At 70.3% G+C, this 15,612-nt stretch carries 15 protein-coding genes; 2 read left to right on the top strand and 13 right to left on the bottom strand.

Annotated elements, in window-relative coordinates; genetic code table 11:
- Positions 1 to 52 precede the first annotated feature (52 nt).
- From P1K89_RS27630 to P1K89_RS27575, 12 genes are all read right to left on the bottom strand, one after another.
- A complete protein-coding gene (locus P1K89_RS27630; protein ID WP_284619757.1) occupies positions 53 to 1,426 on the bottom strand; it encodes a PAS domain-containing sensor histidine kinase in 1,374 nt (457 codons plus the stop codon).
- 43 nt (positions 1,427 to 1,469) lie between these two features.
- On the bottom strand, positions 1,470 to 2,282 hold the full coding sequence (locus tag P1K89_RS27625; protein ID WP_284619756.1) for a triose-phosphate isomerase: 813 nt from the start codon (positions 2,280 to 2,282) through the stop codon (positions 1,470 to 1,472).
- A 7-nt stretch (positions 2,283 to 2,289) separates the two neighbouring features.
- Complete coding sequence (locus P1K89_RS27620; RefSeq protein WP_284619755.1) at positions 2,290 to 3,429, bottom strand: ABC transporter substrate-binding protein; 1,140 nt, start codon at positions 3,427 to 3,429, stop codon at positions 2,290 to 2,292.
- Positions 3,430 to 3,436: 7 nt separating this feature from the next.
- On the bottom strand, positions 3,437 to 4,420 hold the full coding sequence (gene dhaK, locus P1K89_RS27615; protein ID WP_284619754.1) for a dihydroxyacetone kinase subunit DhaK: 984 nt from the start codon (positions 4,418 to 4,420) through the stop codon (positions 3,437 to 3,439).
- Positions 4,417 to 5,070 (bottom strand): dihydroxyacetone kinase subunit DhaL, encoded by a 654-nt coding sequence (gene dhaL, locus P1K89_RS27610; RefSeq protein ID WP_284619753.1) that lies wholly within the window; start codon positions 5,068 to 5,070, stop codon positions 4,417 to 4,419. Before dhaL ends, dhaK (P1K89_RS27615) begins: the two co-directional genes overlap by 4 nt.
- 23 nt (positions 5,071 to 5,093) lie before the next feature.
- Complete coding sequence (locus P1K89_RS27605; protein WP_284619752.1) at positions 5,094 to 5,318, bottom strand: hypothetical protein; 225 nt, start codon at positions 5,316 to 5,318, stop codon at positions 5,094 to 5,096.
- 33 nt (positions 5,319 to 5,351) lie between these two features.
- Positions 5,352 to 6,371 (bottom strand): ABC transporter ATP-binding protein, encoded by a 1,020-nt coding sequence (locus P1K89_RS27600; protein WP_284619751.1) that lies wholly within the window; start codon positions 6,369 to 6,371, stop codon positions 5,352 to 5,354.
- Positions 6,364 to 7,470: an ABC transporter ATP-binding protein gene (locus tag P1K89_RS27595; RefSeq protein WP_284619750.1), complete on the bottom strand. Its 1,107-nt coding sequence runs from the start codon at positions 7,468 to 7,470 to the stop codon at positions 6,364 to 6,366. Before P1K89_RS27595 ends, P1K89_RS27600 begins: the two co-directional genes overlap by 8 nt.
- Before the next feature lie 11 nt (positions 7,471 to 7,481).
- Positions 7,482 to 7,655: a hypothetical protein gene (locus P1K89_RS27590; protein WP_284619749.1), complete on the bottom strand. Its 174-nt coding sequence runs from the start codon at positions 7,653 to 7,655 to the stop codon at positions 7,482 to 7,484.
- A complete protein-coding gene (locus P1K89_RS27585; protein WP_284619748.1) occupies positions 7,652 to 8,599 on the bottom strand; it encodes a carbohydrate ABC transporter permease in 948 nt (315 codons plus the stop codon). The genes P1K89_RS27590 and P1K89_RS27585 overlap by 4 nt, the downstream gene beginning before the upstream one ends.
- Complete coding sequence (locus P1K89_RS27580; protein ID WP_284619747.1) at positions 8,596 to 9,453, bottom strand: carbohydrate ABC transporter permease; 858 nt, start codon at positions 9,451 to 9,453, stop codon at positions 8,596 to 8,598. Before P1K89_RS27580 ends, P1K89_RS27585 begins: the two co-directional genes overlap by 4 nt.
- Positions 9,454 to 9,600: 147 nt before the next feature.
- Positions 9,601 to 10,932 carry an ABC transporter substrate-binding protein gene (locus P1K89_RS27575; RefSeq protein WP_439898040.1) on the bottom strand — a complete coding sequence of 444 codons (1,332 nt, stop codon included), beginning with the start codon at positions 10,930 to 10,932 and terminating at the stop codon, positions 9,601 to 9,603.
- Between the two features lie 387 nt (positions 10,933 to 11,319).
- On the opposite strand from P1K89_RS27575, the gene P1K89_RS27570 reads away from it, so the two are divergent.
- Complete coding sequence (locus P1K89_RS27570; RefSeq protein WP_284619746.1) at positions 11,320 to 12,357, top strand: LacI family DNA-binding transcriptional regulator; 1,038 nt, start codon at positions 11,320 to 11,322, stop codon at positions 12,355 to 12,357.
- A gap of 62 nt (positions 12,358 to 12,419) precedes the next feature.
- A complete protein-coding gene (gene dhaK / locus P1K89_RS27565) occupies positions 12,420 to 13,403 on the top strand; it encodes a dihydroxyacetone kinase subunit DhaK (RefSeq protein WP_284619745.1) in 984 nt (327 codons plus the stop codon).
- 24 nt (positions 13,404 to 13,427) lie between these two features.
- Here the strand turns inward: dhaK (P1K89_RS27565) and P1K89_RS27560 are convergent, their stop codons facing one another.
- Complete coding sequence (locus tag P1K89_RS27560) at positions 13,428 to 15,494, bottom strand: methyl-accepting chemotaxis protein (RefSeq protein WP_284619744.1); 2,067 nt, start codon at positions 15,492 to 15,494, stop codon at positions 13,428 to 13,430.
- Positions 15,495 to 15,612: the final 118 nt, after the last annotated feature.

The following is a 15,612-nucleotide window of genomic DNA, read 5'->3' as shown; positions in this document are numbered from 1 at the left end:
GCTCCTGCCCCCGGAGGAGGCACGAGCCGCCTTGGGGCGGCCCTGCGGTGGCTCAGGCGGTCGCCAGGCGCAGCGCGCCGTGGCCGCGCGGCAGGGCCGGCAGCATCACCGCGAAGCGGGTACCGCGGTCGACGGCGCTGTGCACCTCGATGCGGCCGCCCATCGCCGAGACCAGCTCGTGGCAGATCGAGAGGCCGAGGCCGTGCCCCTTGACGTCGCCGTCGTCGACGCCCAGCCGGTCGAAGGGGCGGAACAGGCGCGCGAGCTGCGGTTCGGTCATGCCGCGCCCGGTGTCCTGCACCTCGATGCACACCTGCTCGCCGGTGGCCACGCGCAGCCGCACCGCGCCCTGCTCGCGGTTGTACTTGACGGCGTTGCTGAGCAGGTTGATCGCCACCTGGCGCAGCGCGCGGCGGTCGCCGAGCACCCAGGCCGGCATCGGCGCATCGAGCTGCACCGAAATCGCGCGCGCGCGCGCATCGCCTTCGACCACCTTCAGCGCGTCGCGCACCGCGTCGGCGGCGTCGACCGGCTCGCTCTGCAGCGCGGCGCCGGCCGCGCCGGCACGGCCGATCTCCATCAGCAGGTCCAGCACGTCGACCATGTGCCAGCCGGCGCGTGCGATCTGCGCGACCCATTCGTCGACCGCGCGGCGCCCGGCATCGCCGCCCTGCTCGCCGATGCGCGCCTGCACCAGCTGCGCCAGGCCGACGATCGCGTTCAGCGGCGTGCGCAGCTCGTGGCCGACCTTGGACACCAGCATCGACTTGGCAGCGCTGCGCGCCTCGGCGGCATCCTTCGCGCGGCGCAGCAGCTCGTCGCGCCGCCACAGCCGGGCCTTCGCGTCCAGGCTCTGCGTGACGTCGCGCGCCGAGCCGCGATAACCCCGGAAAGAGCCGTCCGCGCGCCGCAGCGGCACCGCGCTGCGCGAGACGTAGCGCACGCCGTCGGGGGCCCGCTCGCGCGTCACCAGCCGCACGATGGCCTCGCCGCGCTGCAGCACCGCATGCAGGTCGCGCCGCGGCGCCTCGGGCTCGCCGAGCCAGTCGACGACCAGCCCGGCCGGGATCGGCTCGCCGACGCGCGGCGGCCGCACGCCGGGCGCCGGCGGCAGCGCGTCGTGCACCCAGGTGTAGCGGTGCCGCTCGTCGGTTTCCCAGATCCAGTCGCCGGAGGCGCGCGCGACGTCCTCCAGCCGTTCGGTCAGCAGCGCGGCATCGCGCAAGCGCTGGCGCAGCGCGGCACGCTCGCGCAGCGCGGTGGCCAGCATCAACGCCGGCGCCGCGACGGCCGGGCCGGCGCCCAACTCGATGCCGAGGGCCGGACCCTCGCTCGCAGCGTCCCCGCCGATGTCCGGTGCCGGGGCCTCGATGCGCGCCTCGACGCGCGATCGCAGCAGCTTGTCGTCGTTGACCGGAATGCACATGACGGTCTCCTGAGGGCCGGCGCTGGGGTCGAGCCGCCGGCGGTCACTCCCTGGCGCTCGTGGCAATGACTGGCCACAGGCTCGCGGCCCGCACTGGGGGGTCCCCGCAGCGGGCAGCGGCCTTGCAGATCTCGATGAAGTCGGCCGGGCGCAGCGAGGCCGCGCCGACCAGCACGCCCCCGATGCCGGGCAGCGACAGCAGCGCGCCGGCATTGCGCGCATCGACGCTGCCGCCGTAGATCACGCGCACCGATGCCGCCGACAGCCCCGCATGGAAGGCCAGCAGTTCGGCGATGGCGGCGAAGGTGTCCTCGAGCAGCCCGGGCGCGACGCAGTCGCCGCAGCCGTGCCGGCTGGCCGCCCACGGCGGCGCATAGGCCAGCACCACCGCGGCCAGCCGGCGCCCGAGCAGGCGCGCCAGTTGCAGCAGCTGGCGCCGCAGCACCGCGCTGGTCTGCTCGCCGTCGCGCTCCTCGGCGGTCTCGCCGATGCAGACCACCGGCGTCAGCCCGACGGCGAGCGCGCGCTGCGCCTTCGCGGCGATCTGGCCGTCGGTCTCGCCATGGCCGAGCCGGCGCTCCGGATGGCCGAGGATCACGTAGCGCGTGTCGAGGTCGGCCAGCAGGCGGGCGCTGACCTCGCCGGTGAACGCGCCGTCGAGCTCGGCCGAGCAGTCCTGCGCGCCCCAGCGCAGCGCGGTCGTGCCGAAGGCGGTGCGCGCGGCCGCCAGCAGCGGGTGCGGCACGCACAGCGCGGCCTCGCAGCGCGGCGGCTCGCGCAGCGCGGCGGCGGCGAACGCGCGCAGCAGCGCCGGCGTGCCGTTCATCTTCCAGTTGCCGATGACGAGCCGGGCCACGGGCCGCTCACTTCACGAACTTGCCGGTGCGCGAGAACACCGTCAGGTCGACCTGCGCCGCGGTGCGCCGCGACTTGGCGTAGAACGCGCCGACGAATCCGCCGAAGTCGCGCGGCGGCAGCGCTTCCAGCGCCGCGGCCAGCGACTGCGGCGTCGACTCGCGCGCGCGGCGCAGCGCGTCGATCACCAGCTGGGCCGCGAGGTAGGCCTCCATGCCGGCGAACGAGGGCTCGAGGCGGTGGCGCTGGCAGAAGCCCTGGAAGTGGCGGCCCAGCGAAGACGCGGTGGTCCACGGGAAGGGCACGACCTGCGTCACCGAGACGCCGGCCGCCTGCGGCCCCAGGCGCTCCATCAGCGCCGAGCCGCCGACCGTCGACAGCGTGTAGAAGAGCCCGGTGAAACCGGCAGCGCGCACGGCATCGACGAAGCGGGCGCTGGCCACGTGGTCGGCGCCGAGCAGGATCGCCTGCGGCTGCCCGGCGAGCACCGAGAACACCGCGCCCGGCAGGCTGTAGGCGCTGCCTTCATGGTCGACGCTGCTGATCGACGCGACGCTGTCGCCGCGCGACTCGAAGGCCGCCAGCAGCGCATCGCGCAGCTCCCAGCCCTGCGAGTTGTACTCGGCCACCAGCGAGACGCGCCGGATGCCGACCTGCCGCGTGTGGCGCGCGATGTAGTCCACCTCGTCGACGTGGCCCGCGCGCAGGTTGAAGACCCCGGGCAGCAGCCCCGAGCGCAGCTCCTGCGAACCGCTGAAGGCGGCGATGTAGGGCAGGCCCTCGTCGGCCGCGCCGCGTGCGCCGGCGCGGTGCGCACCGGCGCCGACGAAGCCGAACAGCCCGACCACCTGGTGCTGCGACGCGAGCAGCTTGACGTTGACCGCAGTGCGCTCGGCGCGGTCCTCGTCGTCCAGCGTGACGAGCTCGATCGGGCGGCCGTCGATGCCGCCTTGCGCATTGCAGTCGGCGAAGACCGCGCGCGCCGCATCGCGGCATTCGCTGCCGATGCGCGCCAGCGGGCCCGTCAGCGGCGCCGACTGGCCGAGACGGATCGGTGTTGGAGCACTGCGTGCGCGCACGCCGCGTGGCAGCGCCGCTGCCATCGCGACTGCACCAGGCAGGCCGAGAACCAGGGCACGGCGCCGCATGGTGGCCTCACCAGCGCAGGGACGCCGTGTGCACCGGCGCATCCCACAGCGACTTCAGCTCGTCGTCGAGCAGCGTGACGGTGAGCGACGCGCCGGCCATCTCCAGCGCCGTGGTGTGGTTGCCGACCAGCGAACGCACGACCTTCAGCCCCTGGGCGCCCAGCCGTTCGGCCGCGTTGTGGAACAGCAGGTACAGCTCCATCAGCGGCGTGCCGCCGAAGCCGTTGACATGCAGCAGCAGCTCGCGGCCCGGGGCCGGCTTCAGGTCGGCGAGGATCGATTGCAGCAGCTCGTCGACGATCAGCCCGGCCGGCTTGACCTTCTCGCGCCGGCGCCCGGGCTCGCCGTGGATGCCGACGCCGACCTCCATCTCGTCCTCGCCGATGTCGAAGGTGGTGCGGCCGGCGGCCGGCACCGTGCAACTGGTGAACGCGACGCCCATCGACGCCGTCGCGGCGTTCACGCGGTCGCCGATGGCCTTGCATTCGAGCAGGTTCGCGCCGGCCTCGGCGGCGGCGCCGACCATCTTCTCGACGATCACCGTGCCGGCGACGCCGCGGCGGCCGGTGGTGTGGGTGGAGTTCTCGACCGCGACGTCGTCGTTGACCAGCACCGTCGCGTTCTCGAGATCCATCATCTCGCTGGCAATCTGGAAGTTCATCAGGTCACCCGAGTAGTTCTTGACGATCAGCAGCACGCCGCGGCCGGAGTGCACCGCGGCCGCGGCGGCCAGCATCTGGTCCGGCGTCGGCGAGGTGAAGACCTGGCCGGCGCAGGCCGCGTCGAGCATGCCGCGGCCGACATAACCGGCATGCAGCGGCTCGTGCCCCGAGCCGCCGCCCGAGATCAGCGCCACCTTGTTCGTCGCGCGCTCGGCGCGGGCGATGAAGGTCGGTTCGAACTCGGCGCGCAGCAGCTGCGGATGCGCCGCGACCATGCCGCCGATCGACTCGCGCATGACCGACTGGAGGTCGTTGATGAACTTCTTCATGCGGCCTCCGACGACGGGGCGACCTGTTCGAGCACCGACTCGCAGACCGCGGCGATCGCCACCTGGCAGGTCTTGCAGCCGGGGTCGATGTGGCCGAGCGCGCGTTCGCCGAGGAAGGACGCGCGGCCCTTGCTGGCGATCATGTCGCGCGTGGCGAGCATGTTGCTTTCGGCTTCCTCGACCATCTGCGCGCACAGCTGCAGCAGCGGCACGTCCTCGTCGGCCAGCTTCAGCAGCAGGCGCGACGCCGGGATCAGCACGTCGAGCATGGTCTTCTCGCCGACGTCGGCCTTGCCGCGGGTCTTGATCGCCTCGACGCCGGCGGCGAAGGCGGCGGCGAACTGGCGCCGGTCGGGCTCGTCCAGGCCTTCGAGCGTCTTGCCCATGGCCATGAAGAAGCTCGAGATCAGCGGGCCCGAGGCGCCGCCGATGGTGCCGAGCAGCTTCATGCCGATCTTGTGCAGCGCCAGCCCCGGCGGCATGTCGCGCAGCTCGGGCGCCATCACGACCAGCACCTCGCAGCCGCGGCGTACGTTGATGAAGTGGTCGCCGTCGCCGATCGCGCGATCGAGCGACTCGATCTGCGCTTCGTTGGCCAGGATGGCGCGCTGCACGCTGGCGAGCGCATCGATGATCATCGGGGTGTTCAAGGTGGCTCCTTGTCTTGGTGGGGTCAGGCCGCGGCGCGGACCGCCTGCACGTCCGGCTGCGTGAACTCGCGGCCCCGGACTGCGCGGGCGTAGAGGTAGTTGTTGCGGGCACGTTCGCTGAGCGCATCCAGGTCGACCTGTCCTGCGGCATCGCAGGGGAAGACGTAGGCGCGGCCGGGCTGGAACAGCGAGCGGAAGCACAGCTGGAAGCGCCGCGGGGCGTCGTTCAGCAGGCGGGATTCGTTCATGGCGGTCTCCTCGGCAGGTGACGGCAGGGGCCCTCAGCGCGCGTCGGCCAGGCGCTGCCCGGCGGCGTCGAAGAACAGGCAACGCTCGGGCGGGAACGTCAGCTGCACGCGCGCGCCGGGTGCCAGGCCCTGGTCGAGCATCGTGCGGGCACGCACCTCGACGCCGGAGCGCTCGGCGACCACGAGGTGCTTGACCAGCGAACATTCGATGACCGCGAAGGCGTGCGCCGGATCGCCGTCCGGCGCCAGCATCACGTCCTCGGGACGGATCGCGACATGGCGCGCCTGCGGGTCGACACGGCCGGCGAACCACGCCGCCGGCAGCACGTTGACCGCCGGTGTGCCCAGGCGCTGCGCGACCTCCAGCGAGCGCGGCTCGTCGTAGACCTCGAGCGGCGTGCCGACCTGCACCACGCGCCCGTGCTCGAGGATCGCGATGCGGTCGGCCAGCGTCGTCGCCTCGACCTGGTCGTGCGTGACGTAGACCACCGTGGCACCGCTGGCGCGCTGCAGGCGCTTGAGCTCCACGCGCAGCTCCTCGCGCAGGCCCGCGTCGAGCGACGACAGCGGCTCGTCCATCAGGTAGACGCTCGGCTCGCGCACCAGCGCACGGCCGATCGCCACGCGCTGCATCTCGCCGCCGGACAGCGCGGTGGCCTTGCGCTGCAGCTTGCTCTCGATGTGCAGCGTCGCGGCCACGCGCTCGACGCGGCGGCGGATGTCGGCCTCGTCCATGCGGCGCATCGGCGCCCGCAGCGGGAAGGCCATGTTGTCGTACACGCTCAGGTGCGGGTACAGCGAGTACTGCTGGAAGACGAACGCGCAGTCGCGCTGCGCCGGCGGGGCGGCGCTCATGTCGGTGCCGTTCATCAGCACCCGGCCGGCGTCGGGCGTCTCGAGGCCGGCGATCAGCCGCAGCGTCGTTGTCTTGCCGGCGCCGCTGGGGCCCAGCAGCACGAAGAACTCGCCGTCGGCGATGTCCAGCCGCAGCTCGTGCACGGCGGTGATGTCGCCGAAACGCTTGGTGATGTCGTGCAGGCAGATGCTAGCCATGGCGCATGCTCGGTCGGTGGGCGGAGGTGGTGGCGCTGGGCAGGAGGCGCTCGGTGGCGGTGTCGAACATCACCAGCCGCGGGGTGTCGAAGGCCAGGCCGACGGCGTCGCCTTCGGCGGGTCGCACGCCCTTGTCGGCCAGCACCTTCAGCGGGCCGGCATCGGTGCGGATCCCGGCGATCCAGTGCGAGCCGAAGTACTCGACATGCTCGACGCGGCCGCCGAGCCCCTCGCCCGCCGGCTGCAGGCGCACATGCTCGGGACGCACGCCGAGCAGCGCGCCCGGCGCGTCGCCCTGCAGCGGCGGCACGGCAATGTGCTGGCCGTCGACCTGCACACGGTCGTCGCCGCCGCTGACGCCGCCGCGCACCTGCAGCAGGTTCATCGGCGGGCGGCCGATGAAGCGTGCGACGAAGACGCAGGACGGGAAGTTGTAGATGCCGTGCGGGTCGTCGGCCTGCAGGATCTCGCCGTTGTTCATCACGACGATGTGATCGGCCAGCGCCATCGCCTCGTTCTGGTCGTGCGTGACGAAGACGGTGGTGGTGCGCAGTCGCTCGTGCAGCTTGCGCAGCTCGACGCACATCAGCTCGCGGAACTCGGCGTCCAGCGTGCCCAGCGGCTCGTCCATCAGGAAGGCCTTGGGCTGGCGCACGATCGCGCGGCCCAGCGCGACGCGCTGGCGATCGCCGCCGGACAGGCCGCCGACGCGCGAGCCGAGCAGGTGCTCGATGCGCAGGATGCTCGCGACCTCGTTGATGCGGCGATCGATCTCGGCGCGCGGCACGCCCTCGTTGCGCAGCGGGAACTCCAGGTTGTCGCGCACGCCCATGTGCGGGTACAGCGCGAAGAGCTGGAACACCATCGCGATGTCGCGCTCGCGCGGCCGCAGGTAGGTGACGTCGCTGCCGTCCAAGGTGATCGTCCCGTCGGTCGGGAACTCGAGCCCGGCGATCATGCGCAAGGTTGTCGTCTTGCCGCAGCCCGACGGGCCCAGCAGCACGACGAACTTGCCGTCTTCGAGCACCAGCGAGGAGTTCTTCACCGCGGTGAAGTCGGCGAAGCGCTTCTGCAGGTTCTGGATTCGGATTTCAGCCATGGTGAGTCTCTTCAGGCCTGGGGCAGCTTGCCGGCGATCGTGTAGCCGATCACGCCGGCCAGCAGCACGGTGAAGCCGTAGCTGTAGACGTCGATCGACCATGGCTGCATCAACATCGCGAGGCCCAGGCCGATCAGCCCGGTGGTGCCGTGTTCCCACGGCGCGCGGCGGAAGTAGCGTCTCATTTGCGGATCGCTCCGAAGGTCACGCCGCGCAGCAGGTGCTTGCGCAGCAGCACGGTGAACAGCAGCACCGGCAGCAGGAACAGCGTCGTGCCGGCGGCCATCGCGGGCCAGTCGAGGCCGCCCTCGCCGATGATGGTCGGGATGAACGGGGGCGAGGTCTGCGCGGTGCCGCTCGTCAGCAGGAGGGCGAACGCGTACTCGTTCCACGCGAAGATCAGGCAGAAGATGGCGGTCGTCGCGATGCCGGTCGCCGCCTGCGGCAGCACCACCTTCAGGAAGGCCTGCCAGCGGGTGTAGCCGTCGACCATCGCGGCCTCTTCGTACTCGCGCGGGATCTCGTCCATGAAGCCCTGCAGCAGCCACACCGAGAGCGAGAGATTCACCACCGTGTACATCAGGATCAGGCCGAGGTGCGTGTCGCTCAAGCCGACGCTGCGGAACATCAGGTAGACCGGAATGGCGATCGCGATCGGCGGCATCATCCGGGTCGAGAGGATGAAGAACAGCAAGTCGTCCTTGGCCGGCACCCGAAAGCGCGAGAAGGCATAGGCCGCGAGCGTGCCCAGCACCACCGACAGCAGCGTCGAGCCGAAGCCGATCAGCAGCGAGTTGCTGTAGCGGTCGATGAAGCGCGACGGGCCGGCGAGGATCATCTGCTGCTCGCGCACGAGCTTCTCGTACCAGGTCGCGGGCGGCGGCAGCGCCGCCATCTCCTCGGCCCCGATCCGCGAACGTGTCGTGAACAGGTTGACGTAGCCGATCAGCGACTGCTCGGCGACGATCTTCGGCGGGTAGGCAATCGCGTCGTTCGGGGTGCGAAAGCCGGTCATGAAGATCCACACCAGCGGGATCAGCGAGATCACCGCGTAGGTGATGACGACGATGCCGGCGAACCACTTGGAACGCGCGCTCGGCTCGAGCGGGCTGTGAGGGACGGCTCTCATCGCTGCTTCACCTTGTTCAGGAAGTTCACCGCGACCATCGACAGACCGTAGATCGACACGAACATGATGATGGCGAGCGCCGAGGCGTAGCCGGTGCGCCACTTCTCGAAGGCCTCGCGCTTGAGCTTGATCGAGGCCAGTTCGGTCACCGAGCCGGGGCCGCCGTTGGTCAGCTGGTCCACCAGGTCGAACATCTTGAAGTTCTCGATAACGCGAAACAGCAGCGCCAGGATGATGAAGGGCATCACCATCGGCAGCGTGATGCGCCAGAAGGTGGTCCATGCCGAGGCGCGGTCGATTTCAGCGGCCTCGTAGAGATAGGACGGGATCGAGCGCAGGCCGGCCAGCAGCAGCAGCATCACGTAGGGCGTCCACATCCAGGTGTCCACCAGCACGATGGCCCAGGGCGAGAGCTGCGTGTCACCCAGCATCGTGAAGTTGCCGGGCCCGCCGAAGAAGTTGACGATGTAGTTGAAGATGCCGTATTGCGGCTCGAAGAAGAACTTCCAGAAGGTACCGACCACCGCCGGCGCGAGCATCATCGGCAGCAGGATCGCGGTGCTCCAGAAGCTGTGCGAACGGAACTTGCGGTTGAGCAGCAGCGCGAGGGCGAAGCCGAGCAGCAGCTGCAGCAGGATCGACCAAACCAGGAAGTGCGCGGTGGCGCGCATGTTCTCCCAGATGGCTTCATCGTTGAGGACGCGCTGGTAGTTGGCGATGCCCAGCCAGACGGTGTCGGCGTTGGGCCGGTTGGCGCGGTAGCCGGTGAACGAGAGGTAGATCGTCCACAGCAACGGGAATATGTTGAAGGCCAGCAGCAGCAGGATGGTCGGGCCGATGAAGAGCCAGGCCATGGCACGGTCGGAAAGGCCGTTCGCCGAGAAGAGTCGGGATTGCTTGGCGACCAAGGTTGCAGGCCCGGTGTGAACGTAGCTCATAACAGCTTTCAAGCTGGGGTGACCATGCCGGCTTGGCGCCAGGCACGGTCACCCGTGGGTCTGTTACTTGATCTTGCCGTCTTCCTTGAAGATCTGGACCCAGTCCTTCTCGAGCGCGTCGAGAGCGGCCTGCGGCGTGCCCTTGCCGGCGACGACGTAGTCGTGCACGCGGTTCTGCATCGCCAGCAGCAGCTGCGCGTACGACGGATCAGCCGGGAAGTCCTTCACCATCTTCATCGAGTCCTGGAACACCTGGGCGTACGACGTGCTCTTCGCAAAGCCCGGCTGGTTCAGGATCGAGTTCAGGCAAGTGAAGCCGCCGCCCTTCCACCACCCCTCCTGGATGGCCGGCTGCGCGAACCACTTCATGTACTCGAGCGCCATGTCCTGCTTGTCGGAGTACTTGACGACCGAGATGCCCTGGCCGCCGAGCTGCGCGTGGCTCGCGGTGCCCTTGGGAATCGCGAAGAAGCCCGTCTTCTCGCCGCCGACTTGCGGGTCCTTCGAGATGCCGGGGAAGAACGCGATGAAGTTCATCTGCATCGCGACCTGACCCGAGCGGTACGAGTCGAGGTTTTCGCCCATGTAGGCGTTCGAGTGCCCCGGAGGCGTGACGGTGTCGTACAGCTCCTTGTAGACCTGCAGACCCTTGACGGCGCCGGGGCCGTTGATGAAGCCTTTCAGGTCATACGGCTTCTTCGGGTTCATGTAGTCCATGCCGTAGGCGTACATGGTGTTCGTCACGCCCATCGTGATGCCTTCGGAGCCGCGCTCGGTGTAGAGCGCCGCGCCGTAGACCTTCTTGCCGTCGATGGTGCGGTTCTGGAAGAACTGACCGACTTCCTTGAACTCGTCCCAGGTCTTGGGCGGGGCCAGGTCACGGCCGTACTTCTGCTTGAACTCGGCCTTCAGCTCGGGGCGGCCGAACCAGTCCTTGCGGTAGGTGAAGGCCACCGCGTCGCCCATCGCCGGCAGCGCGTAGTAGTTCTTCGTGCCCTTGGGCCAGGTCGAGTAGCCCTCGACGGTGGCCGGCGCGAAGTCCGACATCTTGATGCCGTTCTTGTCGAAGAACTCGTTGAGCTTGACGTAGTGGCCCTCGGTGGCGGCCGAGCCGATCCACTGGCTGTCGCCGATCAGCAGGTCGCACAGCTTGCCCTTGGAGTTCAGCTCGTTGAGCATGCGCTGCGCGAAGTTCGGCCAGGGCACGAACTCGTACTTCATCGCGATGCCGGTCTTCGCGGTGAAGTCCTTCGACAGCTCGACCAGTGCATTGGCCGGGTCCCAGGCCGCCCAGCACAGCGTGAGCTGTTTCTGCTGTGCCTGCGCGGCGCTGCTCATCAGCGCGGCGGCGGCAAACGCACTCGCGGTGATGGCGAGGCTCTTGTTGAAGCTCATCCTCGGTCTCCTGTTCCTGTGTCACGTCGCGGCGTGATGGCCGCGGGCTGGGGAGCAATCGGGCGCGGTCGACGACCGCCCCGGCTGGGGACCCCGACTGGCTAACCAGCCGGTGACCTTGTGACACAGTCTAGGATCGACATTAAATAAATCACTCAATGAAAACCCTAAAGCGATCAATCAGCTGATGTGATGACGTGATGGAATCGACATTGATGGCTTGATGTTGTCGGCGTGCAGGCGGCGGCGTCGCCCGACGCCAGGGTTGCGCGCGCCGACCACGGACTCGGGGAAGCAGGGGTTTGACCGGCGCGCCCTTGGCCGCACCGGGCGATTCGGCGACACTTCGATCGATTTACTTCCAGGCAGCAGCGCCGCCCCGGCCCCATGACGAATCCGGTCACCATCATCAAGATCGCCGAGACAGCGGGCGTCAGCACCGCCACGGTCGATCGGGTGCTGAACAACCGGCCCGGCGTCAACCCGGTCACCGTGCGCAAGGTGCGCGAGGCGATCGCCTCGCTCGGTGGCGGCACGCCGATGCGCGGACGGCCGCGCTCGACCTCGAACTACCGCTTCGCCTTCGTGCTGCCGGCCGCGCGGCTGGGCTTCTTCGACCTCGTCGACCGTGTCGTCGCGCAGGCCGCCGGCGAGTTCCGCCACCAGCACATCACCGAGGTGACGCACCGGCTGCCGGCGGCCGACGGCGTGGCCTTCGCCGCCGAGCTGGCCAAGCTGTCGGACCTCGACGGCGTGGCGCTGCTGGCGCCCGACGTGCCGCCGGTGAAGCTGGCGATCAACGAGCTGGTGCGCGCGGGAGTGCACGTGGTGACGCTGTTCTCCGACGTGCCGGGCTCGCTGCGCGAGACCGCCATCGGCGCCGACAACCGCGCCGCCGGGCGCACCGCCGGGCTGCTGGTCGGCCGTTCGCTCGGGCGGCAAGAGCCGGCGCCTTGCGCGCTGCTGTCGCCGGTCACGCGCTACGCGGCCGAGATCGACCGCCGCATCGGCTTCCAGCAGGTGCTCGAGGAACGTTTCCCGCAGGCCCAGGCGCTGCGGCTGTTCGAGCTGCCCGAGTCGGAGGACGAAGCCTACGAGTACGCCCGGGTCGTGCTCGCGCCGGCGGCCACCGGCGGGCGCCTGCGCGCGCTGTACAACGTGGGCCCCTGCAGCTTCGGCGTCGCGCGCGCGCTCGCCGAGCACGGCTACGGCCACGACGACCTGGTGTTCATCGCCCACGACCTGCTCGAGGTGCACCGCTCGATGCTGCTGTCCGGCGCGGTGAGCTACCTGCTGCACCAGGACGTGCAGTACGCGGTGACCGCGGCCGCGCGCGTGCTGCGCGCGCTGTGCGACGGCGTGCGCGGCGCGCTGGCGATCAACAACCCGCGCGTCGAGATCCTCACCGCGGAAAATCTCGCGTGACGAACGGGCGCGGCGCGCCCAGAATTGGGGCGCCCATGCACGCCCGCTGAACGAACCCCGCGATGAAGAAGTTCGTCAACTCGCCCGAGGACCTGGTGCCCGACAGCCTCGCCGGCCTGGTGATGGCGCACGAGGACCTGCTGGCGCTGAACGAATCGCCGCTGTTCGTCTGCCGCCGCACGCCGAAGCAGGGCCGCGTCGCGCTGGTTTCCGGCGGCGGCTCCGGCCACGAGCCGCTGCACTCGGGCTACGTCGGCCCCGGCATGCTCGACGCGGCCTGTCCGGGCGAAGTCTTCACCGCGCCGGCACCGGACCAGATCGTCGCGGCCGCTCGCCGCGTCGAATGCGGCCAGGGCGTGCTGCTGCTGGTCAAGAACTACGCCGGCGACTGCGCCAGCTTCCAGGTCGCGGCCGACATGCTCGACATGGACTGCGCGACGCTGCTGATCGACGACGACGTCGCGGTCGACCGCTCGCCGCGCAGCACCGGCCGGCGCGGGGTCGCGGGCACGCTGGTGGTCGAGAAGATGATCGGCGCGGCGGCCGAATCCGGCGCCGATCTCTTCGAGTGCAAGGCGCTCGGCACGCGCGTCAACAGCTGCACCGCGTCGATGGGCGTGGCGCTGACCAGCTGCACCGTGCCCGAGGCCGCCGCCCCCACCTTCGAGATCGGGCCGTCGGAGATGGAGCTCGGCGTCGGCATCCACGGCGAGCCCGGCCGCCAGCGCCGCACGATCGAATCGGCCGACACCATCGTCACGATGCTGCTGGAGCCGATCCTGAAGGACCTGGCGCTGCAGCGCGGCCGCGAGCTGCTGCTGCACGTCAACGGCCTGGGCGGCACGCCGCTGATCGAGCTGTACCTGCTGAACCGCATCGCGACGCTGCGGCTGCGCGAGCTCGGCTTTGTCGTCAAGCGCTGGCTGGTCGGCAACCACACCACCTCGCTCGAGATGGCCGGCGCGTCGCTGACCGTCACCGCGCTCGACGACGAGCTGCTGCGGCTGTGGGACGCGCCGGTGCACACCGCCTCGCTGCGCTGGTGACGCCGCACTGAAGCCGGCGGCCTCTCAGGCCGCCTGCAGCGCGGCGGCCGCGGCGGCGGCCGCATCCACTTCTTCCGGCGCCAGCCTGAACTGCGCGATCGCGCCGACCAGCGCCGCCGCCTGCCCCTTCATGCTCTCGGCGGCTGCGGCCGACTGCTCCACCAGCGCGGCGTTCTGCTGCGTCATGCGGTCCAGCGTGGCCACCGACTCGTTGATGTGGCCGAGGCCGTCGGACTGGTCGCGCGTGCTGGCGCTGATCTCGCCCAGCGTCTGGTTGACGCGGCGCACGCCGGCCAGGATCTCCTGCACGCGCCGGCTCGCGGTGTCCGCCAGCACGGCGCCGCCCTCGACCTCGGCGACGCTGCCGGCGATCAGCTGCTTGATCTCGCGTGCCGCGGCGGCCGAGCGCTGCGCGAGGCTGCGCACCTCCGACGCGACGACCGCGAAGCCGCGGCCGCTGTCGCCGGCGCGCGCCGCCTCGACCGCAGCGTTGAGCGCCAGGATGTTGGTCTGGAAGGCGATGGTGTCGATGACGCCGGTGATCTCGGTGATGCGCTTGCTGCTGGCGCAGATGCCGGCCATCTTCTGCACCACGTCGCGCATCGCCGCGCCGCCGCGCTCGGCCGCTTCCGACGCGCTGCTGGCCAGCGCATCGGCGCAGCGCGTGGCCTCGGCGGTGTCGCGCACATTGCCGTGCACCTGCTCCATCGACGCGGTGGTCTGCTGCAGGCGCGCGGCGGCTTCTTCGGTGCGCCGGCTCAGGTCGTGGTTGCCGCAGGCGATCTCGCTGGATGCCAGCGCGATGGTCTCGGCCGACGCGCGCACCGCGCCGAGCATGCCGATGAAGCGCTGCCGCAGCTGCTCGACGCCACGCATCATCTGGCCGATCTCGTCGTCGCGGCCGACGGGCACCGGCTGCGACAGGTCGCCGCCGGCCACGCGCTCCAGCGTGCCGGTCAGCACCTTCAGCGGTTGGCCGACCCAGCGCCGCATCATCACGAACTGGCCCGCGCACAGCGCCACCGCGGCGAGCGCGAACAGCGCGAGGAAGGGCGCGAGCGTCGCCCATTGCTGGCGCATCACCTCGCCGGACGAGACCTCGCCGACCACCAGCCAGCCGGTGCCGGCGCTCGGCCGCACGACGGCAAAGCGGTCACTCGCGCCTGGGGCCAGCACGCCCGCGGCTGATTCGAGCTCGACGCCCGGCCGGCTCGCACGCAGCGCCGCCAGCAGCTGCGGCGCGCCCGCACCGGCCACCTCGGCCAAGGTGCGCCCGCGCTGCGCCGGCGGCAGCATCAGCGTCGCCTGCGAGGCTTCATCGCCGCGCGCATCGATCACGTAGACGCCGCCCGAGTCGAAGAACCGCACGCCGGCGACCATCTGCTCCAGCGAGCGATCGAACTCGCTCAGGTCGAAGGCAACGAAGAGCGCGCCGACGATGCGCTCCTGCAGGTCGCGCACCGGCTGCAACCGGGCGATGAAGGGCCGGCCGTACAGGCTCAGGCGCCCGCTCCACGGCTGGCCGCGCAGCAGCGCCGCATGCGCCGGGTGCGCGGCATCGACCGCCATGCCGACCGCGCGTTCACCCTTGGCGTTCTTCAGCGACGCGCTGATCGCGACGAAGCCGTTGCCGCGCTTCATCAGCACCGCGGCCGCGCCGCCGGTGAAGTCGCTGAACTTGTCGCAGGGGTTGTGGTAATCGTTCAGCGCGATGCCCAGCTGCGTCAGCCGGCCGCCGGCCTCGTCGAGCGTGAAGGCCTTGCCGAACTGGTCGCCGAAAACCTTGAAGAAGCGCTCGACCAGCAGCTTGGCGGTCTGGTCGTAGGCATCCATCGCCTGCGCGACCGCCTCGACCTTGGCGTCGACCCACGACACGGTGCGCTCCTGCGCACGCTTGCTGAGCATGGCCGTCATCACCGCGCAGATGCCGGCCAGCACCAGCAGCAGGAAGGCGCCGCCGAGCAGCGAGATGCGGCGCGCAACGCTGCCGCGCGTGGCCGCGCCGGTGACGGTGGCGGCGGCGGGCCGCTGGTTGTCCGCGTCGGGCGGCAGGGTGGCCGCATCAGGCGGCAGTCCGGTGGAACGGTTCATGGCTGTCTCCTTCGCCCCACGCCCGGGAACCCCATGCCCCGTACCGCTGGCTGAGGGGCATTTCGGCTTGATGTGAATTTTCTTTAGTTGATCGTCTTAGATTGATTTAATATTGCAT

The organism is Aquabacterium humicola (assembly GCF_030167915.1).
Classification (GTDB): domain Bacteria; phylum Pseudomonadota; class Gammaproteobacteria; order Burkholderiales; family Burkholderiaceae_C; genus Pseudaquabacterium; species Pseudaquabacterium humicola.
This window is presented reverse-complemented; position numbering and strand designations above follow the sequence as displayed.

What these genes read in the sequence shown, in the direction of transcription:
- P1K89_RS27630 (WP_284619757.1), bottom strand. Translation starts at nt 1,426, where the DNA reads ATGTGCATTCCGGTCAACGACGACAAGCTGCTGCGATCGCGCGTCGAG.
- P1K89_RS27620 (WP_284619755.1), bottom strand. Translation starts at nt 3,429, where the DNA reads ATGCGGCGCCGTGCCCTGGTTCTCGGCCTGCCTGGTGCAGTCGCGATG.
- dhaK (WP_284619754.1), bottom strand. Translation starts at nt 4,420, where the DNA reads ATGAAGAAGTTCATCAACGACCTCCAGTCGGTCATGCGCGAGTCGATC.
- P1K89_RS27605 (WP_284619752.1), bottom strand. Translation starts at nt 5,318, where the DNA reads ATGAACGAATCCCGCCTGCTGAACGACGCCCCGCGGCGCTTCCAGCTG.
- P1K89_RS27600 (WP_284619751.1), bottom strand. Translation starts at nt 6,371, where the DNA reads ATGGCTAGCATCTGCCTGCACGACATCACCAAGCGTTTCGGCGACATC.
- P1K89_RS27595 (WP_284619750.1), bottom strand. Translation starts at nt 7,470, where the DNA reads ATGGCTGAAATCCGAATCCAGAACCTGCAGAAGCGCTTCGCCGACTTC.
- P1K89_RS27590 (WP_284619749.1), bottom strand. Translation starts at nt 7,655, where the DNA reads ATGAGACGCTACTTCCGCCGCGCGCCGTGGGAACACGGCACCACCGGG.
- P1K89_RS27585 (WP_284619748.1), bottom strand. Translation starts at nt 8,599, where the DNA reads ATGAGAGCCGTCCCTCACAGCCCGCTCGAGCCGAGCGCGCGTTCCAAG.
- P1K89_RS27580 (WP_284619747.1), bottom strand. Translation starts at nt 9,453, where the DNA reads ATGGCCTGGCTCTTCATCGGCCCGACCATCCTGCTGCTGCTGGCCTTC.
- P1K89_RS27575 (WP_439898040.1), bottom strand. Translation starts at nt 10,932, where the DNA reads ATGAGCTTCAACAAGAGCCTCGCCATCACCGCGAGTGCGTTTGCCGCC.
- P1K89_RS27570 (WP_284619746.1), top strand. Translation starts at nt 11,320, where the DNA reads ATGACGAATCCGGTCACCATCATCAAGATCGCCGAGACAGCGGGCGTC.
- dhaK (WP_284619745.1), top strand. Translation starts at nt 12,420, where the DNA reads ATGAAGAAGTTCGTCAACTCGCCCGAGGACCTGGTGCCCGACAGCCTC.
- P1K89_RS27560 (WP_284619744.1), bottom strand. Translation starts at nt 15,494, where the DNA reads ATGAACCGTTCCACCGGACTGCCGCCTGATGCGGCCACCCTGCCGCCC.